The sequence below is a fragment of the Adlercreutzia sp. CNCM I-6207 genome, assembly GCF_977072305.1.
Window position 1 is genome coordinate 143,815 of record NZ_CDRVLZ010000004.1, and the last position, 13,049, is coordinate 156,863.

The following is a 13,049-nucleotide window of genomic DNA, read 5'->3' on the forward strand; positions in this document are numbered from 1 at the left end:
TCCCCTACCCCAGCGCCACATCGAGCACCATCATGAGCACGAAGCCGAAGGCGACGCCGATGGTGCCGATGTTGGTGTGGCGGCCCTGCTGGGTCTGGGGGATGAGCTCCTCGGTGACCACGTACATCATGGCGCCGGCGGCGAAGGCCAACACCACGGGGAGAAGCGGGGTCACGAGCCCCGTAATGGCCACCATGATCGCCGCGCCCAACGGCTCCACGGCGCCGCACAGCGCGCCCGCCAGAAAGGCGCGCGGCCGCGTTAGGCCGTTGGTGGCTAAGGGCAGCGACACGATGGCGCCTTCCGGCACGTTCTGAATGGCAATGCCGACAGAAAGCGCCGTCACCGACGCCAAGGTGATGGTGGGATCCCCCGCCAGAAAGCCCGCGAGCACCACTCCCACGGCCATGCCCTCGGGCAGGTTGTGGATAGCCAGCGCCGCCAGCATCATGGTGGGCTTCTTCAGCGTGGAAGCGGGGCCCTCCGGCTCGTCGGAGCCCACATGCAGATGGGGCGTGAAGTGGTCGATGGCCAGAAGCAGGAACATGCCGCCGAGAAAGCCCGCGCCCACGGGCAGCCACGAGGGCACCGCACCGCCCTCGGCCGCCTCGAGCGCCGGCACAATGAGGCTCCACACGCTGGCGGCGATCATGACGCCGGCCGCGAAGCCCAAGAGCGCCTTGGTGAAGCGCTCGGACATGCCATGGCGCGCGAACAGAACGAGCGCCGCCCCCAGGGTGTTCCCCAGAAACGGCACGAGGAGCGCCACGAGCACGCCTGCGACCAGGGGATTTTCCATCGTTGCATCCTTTCCAACTTTCTCGACGGCTTCTTGACGCCGTCGCGGAACAAGCATAGCGTACCGCCATCGATACAGTGGCATCAGCCTTCATGCGTTGTTGCCCTGTAGAGATAGAGCCCCGCGACCTGCTACACTGGCATCGACGCCGAAAGAGGATCCGCGACATGACGCCAACACGATTCGGGGCCGGCCGACGACAGCCGCAACGAGGAGCGAAGGAGAGACGGTGCGCCAGACCTACTACGTCATAGACAACCACCTGTGCTGTCGCTGCGGAGCCTGCCAGAAAGTGTGCCCCCACGGGGCCCTTACGACGGCGAGCCCCGTGCCCGTCATCGACCAGACGCTTTGCCGCCATTGCGGGATGTGCTTCCGCGCCTGCCGCCTCGGCGCCGTCACGCGCCCCTACGAGCTGTACCAGCTGAAGAAGGGCCGCCGCCTTCTCTAATACGAAAGGGCGTGGGGGATGAACAGGCGCTGGTAGGTGGCGGTGGCGTAGCGATCGGTCATGCCGGCGATGTAGTCGGTGACGGCGCGCAGATCGTCGCCCTCGGAGATGGCGCGGTAGTCCTCGGGCACCTCGTCGATATGCGCGGCGTAGTAGTCGAACAGATCCGCCAGCAAGTGCTTCGCCTTCTCCACCTCGGCCATGACCGACGGCGCCGTGTACACGTTTTCGAACAGAAACGCCCGCAGCTCCATCATGGCGTCCCACACCTCGGGGCTCATGGCGATGTCCCCCGTCTCCGCCGAGGTGCGCACCATGTCGGTGACCAGCGTCTCGATGCGGGCCGAGTGGTTGGCGCCGAGCACCCGATGGGTCGTATCCGGCAGATCGGCCTCGCGCAGAATCCCTGCACGGATGGCGTCGTCGATGTCGTGGTTCACGTACGCAATGCGATCGGCGGTGCCCACGATGCGGCCCTCGCAGGTTTCGGCCTGCAGGTCGCCCGTATGGTTCAAGATGCCGTCGCGCACCTCGAAAGTGAGGTTCAGACCCGCGCCGCCGTTCTCGATGCGCTCCACCACGCGCACCGACTGCTCGTTGTGGCGGTAGAGCGCCGCGGCCTCGGGCGTGCCGGGCGCGAGCCCCTTATGGCGCGCGAGGCACGCGGCCAGCGCCGCCTCGCCGGTATGTCCGAAGGGGGTGTGGCCCAGATCGTGGCCGAGCGAGATGGCCTCAGTCAGATCCTCGTTCAGCCCGAGCGCCCGCGTGATGGTGCGGGCAATCTGCGCCACTTCCAACGTGTGCGTGAGCCGCGTGCGGAAGTGATCGCCCTCGGAAGCGAGGAACACCTGGGTCTTGTGGGAAAGCCGCCGAAACGATTTCGAGTGCAAGATCTTGTCGCGATCGCGCTGGTAGTCGGTGCGCAGCGCGTCAGGCTCGCTGGAGGAGCGGCGCCCCTCGGTGCCGTCGGCGAAGGCGGCCTCCTCGGAGAGCACCTCGCGCTCCCGCTGCTGCTGGTCTTCCCGATACACAACGCGCATACATCCTCCCTTCCACGGATGTTCTCAGTGTAGCAAATTCCAGAAAGCCCGTTCGGCAACAGGCAAGCAACGTTGAGTCAAAAGCTGAACGATGGAAGGCGATCGCGGCGTCGCGCGGGCGTTTCAGGGAGTACCCTTGAGCTATCGACCGTCCGAAGGGGTCGAAGGAGCCGAAGAGAAGAAGCAGCCATGGCGTTTCTCAGGATACATAAACTGACCGAGAAAGACGAGATAGGCTACTTCGCGCCGCGCACCTGGGATTTCTGGCGCGCGCTTATCGTCTGCTTCTGCCTGTGCTGCATCTTGGGACATTGGCTCGAGATGCCCTACTGCTGGCTCATGGACCGCCTCTTCGGCATTGTGGCCGACGACTACGCCGTATGGACCGACCCGTGGTATCACCCCTACTGGGTCTACGGCTTCGGCGCGGTGTTCATGACGCTGCTCATCGAGCCTTTGAAGGAGCGGCTGATCCTGCACCGCAAAACGCTGTGGGGCGCGTTTCTGGAATCGCTCGTCATTGCTATTCTCGCGGCCATGGTGCTGGAGCTGGTCATGGGCTGGCTCATCAACCAGCCCGATCCCACGACCGGCGAATACCCCTTCTGGGACAACTCCCAACTGCCAGGCAACGTGTTCGGCCAGGCGTGGCTCGTGAACGACTTCTTCATCGGACTGGTGGCCATGATATATGTATGGGTCATCTTCCCGCTCGTCTGCGAGGGCTTCTCGCGGCTCTCCCCCAAGGCGGCCAACGTCGCCTTCGCCCTCATCATCGTCGGCTTCGCCGCCTGCGTGACCGCCTCCTACCTGGAGCTGAAGCTCTGGGAGAAGTACTAGGCAGCAATGCGGCTCGCCCGCCCTCTCGCATTCCGAAGCGCCAATTTTGCGCGCCCGCGCTGCACAGGCACGTCCAAGCAGATACAATAGGGCGATGCAACTGACGCGGGGCACGGACGCAAGGAGGCGTTTATGGAAGCAAGCGGGTGGGCGTACACGGAGGCACTTTCCGAGCTGTACCCGACACGAGCCGACGTGGCGGCGGAAATCGCGGAGCTGGAGGGGCGCCTTACGCTACCGCGCTCAACCGAGCTGTTCGCCTCGGACATCCACGGCGAGTACAACGCCTTCTCCCATGTGCTGCGCGGTGGCTCAGGCGCGGTGCGCGCGCTCATCGAGGACGTTTTCGGCAGCACGCTGAACGACGACGAGAAAGCCGCGCTGCTCGCACTCGCCTGCTATCCTGCCGAACATTGCGCTTACGCTTTGGAACACGTCGAAGACGCCGACGCATGGCTTGCCGAAGCCGCCGCGCGCCTGACCAAAATCGCTCGCCGAGCCGCCGGCACCCGCACCATCGATGAGGTGCGCGCCCTTCTGCCCGACGAGCTGGCCATCGTCGAGGAGCTCGTCGCCGGGCGCAGCACGCCGGCCCGGCGTCCCTATCGCGATGCACTCATCAAAAGCCTCGTCGCCTCCGGCGAGGGCGTGGCCCTCCTGGAGGTGCTGGGCGCTCTCATCCAGCACCTCGTCGTCGACCAGCTCCACCTCATCGGCGACGTGTACGACCGCGGGCCGGCGCCCCAGCTCATCATGGACGAGCTTCTTTCCTACCCCAACGTCGATGTGCAGTGGGGCAACCACGACATCCTGTGGATGGGCGCCGCCGCCGGCAGCCCCGGCAGCGTGGCCAACGTCGTGCGCATCTGCGCCCGCTACGGCAACCTGTCCATTCTGGAGGACGCTTACGGCATCAACCTGCGCCCCTTGGCCACCTTCGCCGCCGACGCCTACGCGAACGACCCCTGCGCCGCCTTCGCCCTCAAGGGCAATCCGGGGCTTTCCGAGGCCGAGACGCGCCTCACCGAGAAGGTCCAGAAGGCCATGGCCGTTATCCAGTTCAAGGTGGAGGCGGCACTTATCGCCGAGAACCCCTCGTTCGGCCTGGACGATCGCAACCTTCTGCACCTGATCGACCGTAAGCGCGGAACGGTCGTCGTGGACGGCGTCGAGTACGAGCTGCTGGACACGACCTTCCCCACCGTCGACTGGGACGACCCCTACCGCCTCACCGAGGACGAGGCCGCTGTCATCGAGCAGCTGTGCGCCGCGTTCACCGGCAGCGAGCGCCTGCAGCGCCACATGCGCTTTTTCCTGGATCGGGGCAGCCTGTACAAGATCGAGAACGGCAACCTCATGCTGCACGCCTGCGTGCCCCTGGCCGACGACGGATCGCTTCTGGAAGTGACCCTGTTCGGCAAGACCTACCGGGGTCGCGCCCTCTACGACATGGTGGACGCCTCGGTGCGCGCGGCGTTCTCGGCCACCGACGAGGCCGAGCGCAAGCGCGGGCTCGACATGCTGTGGTACCTGTGGCTCGGCCCTGGCTCGCCCCTGTTCGCCAAGAGCAAGATGGCCACCTTCGAGCTGTACCTCATCGCCGACAAAGCGGCCCGCAAAGAAGTGAAGAACCCGTTCTACTCGCTGCTCGATGACGAAGCGGTCGTCGACGGCATCTTCCGCGACTTCGGCATGGATCCGGCCACCTCGCGCATCATCTGCGGGCACGTGCCGGTGAAGGTGAAGGACGGCGAGGACCCCGTGAAGGCGGGCGGACGGGTGCTCTGCATCGATGGCGGCTTCTCGGCGGCCTACCAGAAGACGACGGGACTGGCGGGCTTTACGCTCGTTTCGAACGCTGAGGGGCTGTTCCTCGATGCCAACGAGCCGCTCATCTCCCGCGACGCCGCCGTGGAAGGTACCGCCGACATCCATGCCGAGCGCCGCGTGCTTGCCGCCTACGACATGCCCCGCACGGTGGCCGACACCGACGAGGGAGCGCACCTGCGCGAACGCATCGCGCTTTTGCGCACCTTGCTCTAGCTGCCCGCACGCCGGCTTCGATGAGCCCCTACTCGGGCAATTGAAGCCGGCACTGCAACGCCGCCCCAGGGGCACCAAGACGCCGATTGCTTCGCGCGAAGAGCCGTCGTCACCGCGGGGCGGCCGTTTGTGCGCATGCACGAAACATCCCTCGCTAAACCACCCCCGATGGGCTACACTTCGTCCTTGTCGCATTTCTCATACAACGATTGGGGTGGTTTGAGCTTGTCTGCCAAAGATGCGCTCCCTCCGGGCAGCGAAGACTTCTTCCCGCCGGCTTCTCCTGATGGAACCGTCGGCAACCTCCGCAAGAGCAAAATCAGCGCTCTTGGCATTGCGTTTATGCTCTTCTGCCTGGTATCGGCCGGTGCCTTCGGCATCGAGGAGATCATTCCCTCCGCCGGCCCGGGCCTCACTCTTATCATTCTGATCGTGCTGCCCTTCGTTTGGGCGCGCCCCATCAGTCGCCTCGTTGCCGAGGCCAACGCCATTCTTCCGCGCGAGGGCGGCATCTACGCCTGGGCCAAGGAGACCTTCGGGGAATTCTGGGGCTTTCAGGCCGGCTGGTGGACCTCCATGGACACCTACATCTCATCGGGCGCCTACATCGCCATGGTCGGTGGCTACACCTCGCAGCTGCTCTCGCTGGACGATGCCGGCACCTTCGGCGTGAAGCTGCTCGTCGTGGCGAGCTTCACCGTCATCAACCTGGTGGGACTTGTGGAAGTCGAGCGCATCAGCTCGTTTTTCTCGGTGCTCATCATCCTCGTGTTCGGCATGGCCGTCGTGTTCGGCCTCGTCAACTGGCAGACCAACCCCTTCGACCCCATCCTTGCCAACCCCGAGGCCCCTATGAGCTGTTTGGTGGACTCGCTTTCCATCGGTATCTGGATGTACTGCGGCTACGAGTGCATTGCCGCCATGTCCGGCGAATACGAGGACTCGTCCCGCAATGTGGCAAAGGGCTTCCGCATCGCGCTGCCGCTCATCGCCTTGTCTTACGTGCTGCCCACCCTCGCCTGCCTTGCGGCCTACCCGGCCGGCTCTTGGACCCAATGGGGCATCGACGGCGGCTTCTCTTCCGACGTGCTGGGCTACGGCACGATCTTCTCGACGGTGCTTGGGCACTCCGGCGTCGTGCTGTTCCTTGTTATCGCCATTATGAGCCAGTGCACGATCTATAACACGTATCTGGCGAGCGGATCGCGCAGCTTCTGGGTGCTCTCTGAGGACAACCTGTTCCCTCGCTTCATCCGCAAAGTCGATCGCGCAGGTCGCAGCCCCTACATCGGCGTGCTCACCATTGCCGTCTCATCGCTTATCTTCTCGCAGTTCGACTTCACCACCATCATCGAGATGAACATCATCTTCATCTTGGCGCGCTACATGTTCCTCGGTTTCATCGTCTTGAAGCTGCGGAAAATGTACCCTGTGCAGGATCGCCCCGCCGACATGTTCGTCATCGGCGGCGACAAGGTGGGCGTGCGCTTGTACTCGGCGCTGGCTTTCGGCATCGCCACGTTCACCCTGTGCTTGAACCCCGTCGCGAACTTCTTCGCCACCGTGGCGTTCCTCGTCTCGGGCGTTGTCGCCTACGTCATCTTCAAGAAGGTCTATGGCGGCCTTACCATGGAGAACCCCTCGGCGCACCCGATCGACCCGAAAACCGGTCTCGCGGTGGGCGACACCCGCCGCATCGGCCTGTTCGCGCTCATCATCGTAGGACTGTTCGCCCTCAACGTGCTGATGAACCTGTTGTTTTTGGGATAGGAAGAGCGGCTCTCTCGCTCTTCCTATCATCTGCCAGACGCTGCGCCGTAGCTGCCTCCGGGGGCCGCGCCCTAGCTGTCTAATCAACGGCAACGAGCGAGAATACCTCGGCGTCGGTCTCGGCGGCGATAACGGCACGAGGGTCGAGGAAGGCGAGCTCCACGACAAACCCGAAGCCGACGAGGCGGGCGCCGCTTGCGCGAACGAGACGCACCATGGCCGTCGTGGTGCCGCCCGTGGCCACCAGATCGTCCACGATGAGCACCACATCGTCGGAGGTGAGCGCGTCGGCGTGAATTTCCAGCACGTCGGTGCCGTATTCCAGCGCATAGGACTCGCGCAGCACCGTGCGCGGCAGCTTGCCCGGCTTGCGACAGGGAACGAACCCGGCTCCCAGCCGCAGCGCCACGGCCGCGCCCACGATGAACCCGCGGGCCTCGGCGCCCACCACCTTGGTAATGCCGTGATCGGCGAAATGGGCCGCCAGATCGTCTACCATGGCGGCGAAGGCGTCGGCGTCAGCGAAGGCCGGCGTGAGGTCTTTGAACACGACCCCGGGCTTCGGATAGTTCGGAATGTCGACGATTAGTTCCTCATAGGGGCGCATGGGGCATCCTTTCTCGCTGGGCCCATTTTCGCTGAGACGCACTCGCCTGGCGAGGTTTCGGCCAACTTCGAAGCTTCACTGTAACCGTCGCGGTCCTCTCCTGTGGGGGCCGTAAGCCGAGCGATGGCCCTAGCGTTTTACGTCTCCGCGCCAGCTGCCGATGCCGCCGATGTTGCGCGCGTCGGTGTAGCCCATCTGCTTGAGGGCGCCGACCGCCTGCTGGCTGCGCGCCCCGCTCATGCAGTACACGAACAGCGGCGTGCTCTTGTCGGGCACCTCGCTCGCGATGGCGCTGATCTGCTGCAGCGGCACGTTCACCGCGCCGGGAATGTGGCCGCCCGCGTATTCCCCCGCCGTGCGCACATCGATCAGTCGCGCGCCGGGCGTCGCGCGGAACTCCTCCACGCCGGCGTTGATATCGGCCGGTTTCAGAAAATCCATCAGTCCCATCGCTGCATCCTCCTTGTGAAGTTATTTTTGCTTGCTGCCGCTTATGATACTCTGCGTTCTCGCCTATTCGCGCGCACTCTCGATCACTAAATTTCAACGGACAGGAGGCATCGATGAACAACCAGCGCAAACGCGAACTGAAAGAAGCGTATCGCACCAGTCGGCCGCCTATGGGCGTGCTGTCGTTTCGCTGCATGCCTACGGGAGAGAGCTTCCTTCTGGCATCGCGCAACATCCCCGGCGACACCAACGGCGTCACGTTCAAGTTGAACTCGGATTACCATCCCAACCGACATCTGCTGGAGCTTTGGCGGCGCTACGGTGAGGAGAACTTCCAGGTGGAAGTGCTGGAAGAGCTCGATTACCGCGACGAGTCGGATGATCCCGCCGACTACAAGGAGGAATTGGAGCAGCTGCGCGATTTATGCCTCGAGCGCGACGAGAGTGCCTCGCTTCTGTGGAAGTAACCGACTGCGTGCGGCTGAACGAGCGGCTGCGCGCAATTTAAGCGGCTGCGCCAAAACGAACCTTCGAGGTTCTCACTTTCCTTACAGGTGACGGCACGCGAGGAACATCGGCGTTCGCGCGCGGCACAATGGGGCCAACGCGAGAAAGGACGCCCCATGAGCACTTCCACCCCTTCGACTTCCCACGGTGCCGACACCGGAAGCACCGCTTCTCCTGCCAACGGCCCGGCCAATCCGGTTGCCACCGCTAACGCCGCCGACGCTGCCACCGACTCCCCCGCCGCCATCGAGGCCGGCATCAAGGCCAACGACGATCGCACCTTCGAGGAATCCCTCGGGGCCATGTCGCCCTTCGAGGTGAAAAACCTCCTGGTGAAGATGGCCAAGAAGGGCGATGAGGGCACCACGCGCACCCTGCTGAACGCCGGGCGCGGCAACCCGAACTGGATTACCACCCTGCCCCGCGAGGCCTTCTTCCTGCTGGGAAGTTTCGCCATGGAAGAAGCGCGGCGCACCATGGACGAGCCGGACTACGACCTGGCCGGCATGCCCGCCGCCGACGGGGCCGCCGCGCGCTTCCTCGCCTTCCTCGACGAGCACGGCCGCGAGAAGCCCGCGCAGTTCCTCAAGCGCGCCTGGGACTACCTGGACGCCGAGGGCCTGGCCGGCGATGAGCTCGTCCACGAGTGGACCGGCGGCATCGCCGGGGACGAGTACCCCATGCCCGACCGCATCCTGCGCTACACCCAAGAGATCGTCAACCGCTACCTGGTGAAGGCCCTGGACGACGGCCACGCGCCCGCGACCCCTTACGACCTGTTCGCCACCGAGGGCGGCACGGCGGCCATGTGCTACCTGTTCTACAGCCTGAAGTGCAACTTCCTCGTGAATCCCGGCGACCGCATCGCGCTCATGACCCCTATCTTCACGCCGTATCTGAACATCCCCACGCTGAACGACTACGACCTGGACGTCACCTACATCCAGGCGAGCACCATCGATGCGGACGGGCTGCACACCTGGCAGTACCCCGACAGCGAGCTGGAGAAACTACGCGACCCGTCCATTAAGCTGTTGTGCCTCGTGAACCCGTCGAACCCGCCGTCGGTGGCCTTGGACGACACCTCGCGGGCCAAGCTCGTCAGCCTCGTGAAGAACGAGCGGCCCGACCTCATCATCATCAGCGACGACGTCTACGGCACCTTCGTCCCCCACTATCGGTCGCTTCTGGACGATCTGCCCTACAACACCGCCTGCGTGTACTCGTTCTCGAAGTACTTCGGAGCCACCGGCTGGCGTCTCGCCGTCATCGCCACGGCGCAGAAGAACGTGTTCGACGACCTCATCGCGAAGCTGCCCGACGACAAGAAGCGGGCGCTCGCGAACCGTTATGCGTGCCTCACCGACCATATCGAGAAGGTGAAGTTCACCGACCGCATGGTGGCCGACTCGCGACTGGTGGCCTTAAACGGCACGGCGGGGCTCGGCACACCCCAGCAGGTGATGATGTCGCTGTTCGCGCTGTACTGCCTGCTGGACGACGCCGACGTGTACCGCACGAAGATGCAGCAGCTCGTGCAGCACCGTCTAGGCCTTCTATGGAAGAGCCTCGGCTGGACGCTGGAGCCCGACCCCGAGTGCGCCGGCTACTACTCGGTGATCGACCTGGGAATCTGGGCCACGCGCCTGTACGGTGCCGACTTCTTCACGTGGCTGAAGAAGAACTACGACTCGCTGGACATCGTAGTGCGACTCGCCCAGGACACCGGCGTCGTGCTCATGGACGGCCACGGCTTCGACGCCCCGGAATGGTCGGTGCGCGTATCGCTGGCGAACCTGAACGCCGACGACTACATCGCCATCGGCCAGCGCCTCTCGGCCATGCTGGCCGACTACGCCGAGGTATGGAAGACGGAGAAGTAGCCGCTACTTCTCGTCAGCCACGATAAGCGTGCCGGTTTCGCCGCGCAGGCCGGCGGCGGCGTGGTCGAGCGAGGTGATGACGGCGCGGCCGCCTGGGTGCGCCTCGACGAACTTCGCGCAGGCCTGCACTTTCGGCAGCATGGAACCGGGTGCGAACTGCCCCTGCTCCATGTAGGTGCGGGCCTCGGAGACGGTCATGGCGTCAAGGGCCTTCTGCGTCGGCTTCCCGAAATCGAGGTAGACCTTCTCCACCGCCGTCAGGATGACGAGGATGTCGGCCCGCACGCGCCAGGCGAGAATCGCGCTCGTGAGGTCTTTGTCCACGATGGCGTCCACGGCGGTATGCACGCCGTCGCGCACCGTGACGGGGATTCCGCCGCCCCCGGCCGCGATCACCACGCAGCCGTCTTCCATGAGATCGCGGACGGTCTCCAGCTCCACGATGTCCTGGGGCACGGGGCTCGGCACCACGCGCCGCCAGCCGCGACCGGAGTCCTCGCGCACCTGGTATCCCGTGGCCTTCGCGAAGGCGCGGGCCTCGGTCTCGGTCATGAAGGCGCCGATGGGCTTCTCGTAATCCTTGAAAGCGGGGTCGTCGGCGTCGACCACCACATGGGTCGGCACGTTGGCCACCTCGCGCATGATGTCCTGCCGGCGAAACTCGTTGCGCAGCGCGCAGGAGAGCTGGGCCCCGATGTATCCCTGGCTCATGGCGTTGCAATCGGCAAGCGGCATAGGCGGTACCTGGGCGCTCTTGTCCTTCGATGCCACTTCGAACGCCTCATTTATGATGCCGACCTGGGGGCCGTTGCCGTGGGTCACCACGACGTTGATGCCCTCCTTCACCATGTGGGCCAGATTCTTCGACGTGTTTTCCAAAAGCTTCAGCTGCTCGCCCGGCGTCTCCCCCAAGGCATTACCACCCAGGGCCACCACCACGCGCTTGCCGTCCAGTTCGCTCTGCAGCATGTTCGGGCTCCTTCCCTCGCGTTTCGCTCTACCCTAGCAAATCAGGCAGGAAAGGTGCCGCGCAGGAAGCAAGCTGGCACGGGGCCGTTGCCGACCACGGCGCCAATCGGGGGCGTCGCCGAGCGATCGCCTAGGCAGCCGCCTCGATCGTCGGAGGAGGACGACGCGAACGGCACGCGAAGATGCGAGGTGCGCCGAAGCCGCACGTCCTTGGCGAGTATCCGACCTTTAGCCTGTGGTAGCATAGCGCTATCCGCCAATGCACCCTTACATCGGAAGGAGCTTCCGTGGCGTTCGATTTCAAGAAGGAATACAAAGAGTTCTACTTGCCGAAACGCACTCCTGAGCTGGTGTCCGTGCCGCCGATGACCTTCGTGGCCATGCGCGGCGAGGGCGATCCCAACGTGGAGGGCGGCGCCTACAAGGAGGCCGTCGGCGTGCTGTACGCCATCGCCTATACCATCAAGATGTCGAAGATGGGCAATCACCGCATCGATGGCCACTACGATTTCGTGGTACCCCCGTTGGAGGGCTTCTGGTGGCAGCCGGGCGTGGAAGGCGTTGATTTCGCGAACAAGGCGACGTTCCACTGGATTGCGGCCATTCGCCTGCCCGACTTCGTGACGCCCGAGGAATTCGCCTGGGCCCAGACGGAGGCGGCGCGCAAGAAGGGGCTGGACACAACAGCCGCCGAGCTTTTGACCATCGACGAGGGCCTGTGCGCCCAGATCATGCATCTGGGCCCCTACGACGACGAGCCGGCCACGGTGGCGCTGCTCGATGCGTTCGTCGCCGAACAGGGGCTCGCGAACGATATGTCGGACACGGCCGAGGGGCGCCACCACCACGAGATTTACCTGTCGGATCCGCGCCGCACCGCGCCCGAGAAGCTAAAGACGGTTCTGCGGCATCCGGTGCGGGCACGGGACTAGCGTACGGACAGCGCGTCGCTCGCATGGCGCCGAACCCCAAGCGCCCTGGTTCGGCGGCCCTTCGCTAGCGTGTGAGCTTCATCTCCACGTGCATGATGCCGCCGTCGTCGAACTCGTCGGAGGTGCGCACGAAACCGAGCCTCTCGTAGAAGCCCTGGGCGTAGGCCTGGGCCTCGATAGTGATGACGTCGGCGTTCAGCTCCTGCTGGGCCACGCGGATGGCCTCTTCCATAATGCGACAACCCATGCCGCATCCGCGCTCCACGGCGATGACGCGCCCGATGGAGGCCGTCGGGCGCGTGACGCCGGCCGGCAGCACCCGCGCATAGGCGGCAAGCGCCCCCTCATCGTTGCGGAAGTACAGATGGATGGCTTCCTTGTCGGCATCGTCCACCTCCTGGTAGGGACTCTGTTGCTCCACGAGAAACACCGCGCAACGCAGCTTCAAAAGCTCGTGGTACTCGTCCAGGCTCAATTCGTTGAAACGTTTCGCCACCAATTCCATAGCCAGCCTCTTTCTTGGTCGGGCAACCGCAGAACCCGCTGGAACGAGCGCAGGTTCCACAGTTGCCACGTTCTTGCTCATGGAGCTATTGTATCGTGCCTATTCGCGAGAAGCCGCGACACTCCATCGATCGCTTCCGACAATCATCCGAGGTCCCGCTGTTAAACCACCATTGACATAGACCCACTTTCGGTACACGCGGAAAGGGGCCTCCCGCTACGATGCGATTGTCGAGAAAGCACCGGAGAGGAGG

The 13,049-nt window shown here is 64.4% G+C and carries 13 protein-coding genes; 7 read left to right on the top strand and 6 right to left on the bottom strand.

Annotated elements, in window-relative coordinates:
* Positions 1-4: 4 nt before the first annotated feature.
* Positions 5-799, bottom strand: a complete 795-nt coding sequence (locus tag ACW4QM_RS03595; RefSeq protein WP_455798192.1) for a ZIP family metal transporter — start codon at positions 797-799, stop codon at positions 5-7.
* A gap of 229 nt (positions 800-1,028) precedes the next feature.
* On the opposite strand from ACW4QM_RS03595, the gene ACW4QM_RS03600 reads away from it, so the two are divergent.
* Positions 1,029-1,250, top strand: a complete 222-nt coding sequence (locus ACW4QM_RS03600) for a 4Fe-4S binding protein (RefSeq protein WP_181815543.1) — start codon at positions 1,029-1,031, stop codon at positions 1,248-1,250.
* On the opposite strand, the gene ACW4QM_RS03605 is transcribed toward ACW4QM_RS03600, so the two are convergent.
* The gene (locus ACW4QM_RS03605; protein WP_455798193.1) at positions 1,247-2,290 is read right to left on the bottom strand and encodes a deoxyguanosinetriphosphate triphosphohydrolase; all 1,044 of its coding nucleotides are present in this window, start codon (positions 2,288-2,290) and stop codon (positions 1,247-1,249) included. The genes ACW4QM_RS03600 and ACW4QM_RS03605 overlap by 4 nt on opposite strands.
* A 189-nt stretch (positions 2,291-2,479) precedes the next feature.
* Here ACW4QM_RS03605 and ACW4QM_RS03610 point away from each other — a divergent pair, with 189 nt between their 5' ends.
* The 3 genes from ACW4QM_RS03610 (at position 2,480) to ACW4QM_RS03620 (ending at position 6,943) form a co-directional block, all read left to right on the top strand.
* Positions 2,480-3,130 carry a putative ABC transporter permease gene (locus tag ACW4QM_RS03610; protein WP_114539363.1) on the top strand — a complete coding sequence of 217 codons (651 nt, stop codon included), beginning with the start codon at positions 2,480-2,482 and terminating at the stop codon, positions 3,128-3,130.
* Positions 3,131-3,262: 132 nt separating this feature from the next.
* Entirely contained in the window at positions 3,263-5,173 is a 1,911-nt protein-coding gene (locus ACW4QM_RS03615) for a fructose-1,6-bisphosphatase (RefSeq protein WP_455798194.1), read from the top strand.
* Positions 5,174-5,398: 225 nt separating this feature from the next.
* A complete protein-coding gene (locus ACW4QM_RS03620; RefSeq protein WP_455798195.1) occupies positions 5,399-6,943 on the top strand; it encodes an APC family permease in 1,545 nt (514 codons plus the stop codon).
* 79 nt (positions 6,944-7,022) lie between these two features.
* Here the strand turns inward: ACW4QM_RS03620 and ACW4QM_RS03625 are convergent, their stop codons facing one another.
* Positions 7,023-7,550 carry an adenine phosphoribosyltransferase gene (locus ACW4QM_RS03625; protein WP_114539366.1) on the bottom strand — a complete coding sequence of 176 codons (528 nt, stop codon included), beginning with the start codon at positions 7,548-7,550 and terminating at the stop codon, positions 7,023-7,025.
* Between the two features lie 129 nt (positions 7,551-7,679).
* Positions 7,680-8,000, bottom strand: a complete 321-nt coding sequence (locus ACW4QM_RS03630; protein ID WP_455798196.1) for a rhodanese-like domain-containing protein — start codon at positions 7,998-8,000, stop codon at positions 7,680-7,682.
* A 113-nt stretch (positions 8,001-8,113) separates the two neighbouring features.
* Between ACW4QM_RS03630 and ACW4QM_RS03635 the strand changes: the two genes are divergently transcribed.
* Both ACW4QM_RS03635 and ACW4QM_RS03640 read left to right on the top strand, forming a co-directional pair.
* Positions 8,114-8,467 carry a GIY-YIG nuclease family protein gene (locus ACW4QM_RS03635; RefSeq protein WP_455798197.1) on the top strand — a complete coding sequence of 118 codons (354 nt, stop codon included), beginning with the start codon at positions 8,114-8,116 and terminating at the stop codon, positions 8,465-8,467.
* A 156-nt stretch (positions 8,468-8,623) separates the two neighbouring features.
* Positions 8,624-10,390 carry a bifunctional aspartate transaminase/aspartate 4-decarboxylase gene (locus ACW4QM_RS03640; protein WP_455798198.1) on the top strand — a complete coding sequence of 589 codons (1,767 nt, stop codon included), beginning with the start codon at positions 8,624-8,626 and terminating at the stop codon, positions 10,388-10,390.
* A gap of 3 nt (positions 10,391-10,393) precedes the next feature.
* On the opposite strand, the gene arcC is transcribed toward ACW4QM_RS03640, so the two are convergent.
* Complete coding sequence (arcC, locus tag ACW4QM_RS03645) at positions 10,394-11,359, bottom strand: carbamate kinase (RefSeq protein WP_455798199.1); 966 nt, start codon at positions 11,357-11,359, stop codon at positions 10,394-10,396.
* Between the two features lie 287 nt (positions 11,360-11,646).
* Here arcC and ACW4QM_RS03650 point away from each other — a divergent pair, with 287 nt between their 5' ends.
* The gene (locus ACW4QM_RS03650) at positions 11,647-12,291 is read left to right on the top strand and encodes a GyrI-like domain-containing protein (RefSeq protein ID WP_452040654.1); all 645 of its coding nucleotides are present in this window, start codon (positions 11,647-11,649) and stop codon (positions 12,289-12,291) included.
* A 64-nt stretch (positions 12,292-12,355) separates the two neighbouring features.
* Here ACW4QM_RS03650 and ACW4QM_RS03655 read toward each other — a convergent pair whose 3' ends face one another.
* Positions 12,356-12,796 carry a GNAT family N-acetyltransferase gene (locus ACW4QM_RS03655; RefSeq protein WP_452040655.1) on the bottom strand — a complete coding sequence of 147 codons (441 nt, stop codon included), beginning with the start codon at positions 12,794-12,796 and terminating at the stop codon, positions 12,356-12,358.
* Positions 12,797-13,049 lie beyond the last annotated feature (253 nt).

Coding starts and splice junctions, on each gene's coding strand:
- ACW4QM_RS03610 (WP_114539363.1), top strand. CDS start 2,480: ATGGCGTTTCTCAGGATACATAAACTGACCGAGAAAGACGAGATAGGC.
- ACW4QM_RS03625 (WP_114539366.1), bottom strand. CDS start 7,550: ATGCGCCCCTATGAGGAACTAATCGTCGACATTCCGAACTATCCGAAG.
- ACW4QM_RS03630 (WP_455798196.1), bottom strand. CDS start 8,000: ATGGGACTGATGGATTTTCTGAAACCGGCCGATATCAACGCCGGCGTG.
- ACW4QM_RS03615 (WP_455798194.1), top strand. CDS start 3,263: ATGGAAGCAAGCGGGTGGGCGTACACGGAGGCACTTTCCGAGCTGTAC.
- ACW4QM_RS03635 (WP_455798197.1), top strand. CDS start 8,114: ATGAACAACCAGCGCAAACGCGAACTGAAAGAAGCGTATCGCACCAGT.
- ACW4QM_RS03640 (WP_455798198.1), top strand. CDS start 8,624: ATGAGCACTTCCACCCCTTCGACTTCCCACGGTGCCGACACCGGAAGC.
- ACW4QM_RS03595 (WP_455798192.1), bottom strand. CDS start 799: ATGGAAAATCCCCTGGTCGCAGGCGTGCTCGTGGCGCTCCTCGTGCCG.
- arcC (WP_455798199.1), bottom strand. CDS start 11,359: ATGCTGCAGAGCGAACTGGACGGCAAGCGCGTGGTGGTGGCCCTGGGT.
- ACW4QM_RS03605 (WP_455798193.1), bottom strand. CDS start 2,290: ATGCGCGTTGTGTATCGGGAAGACCAGCAGCAGCGGGAGCGCGAGGTG.
- ACW4QM_RS03655 (WP_452040655.1), bottom strand. CDS start 12,796: ATGGAATTGGTGGCGAAACGTTTCAACGAATTGAGCCTGGACGAGTAC.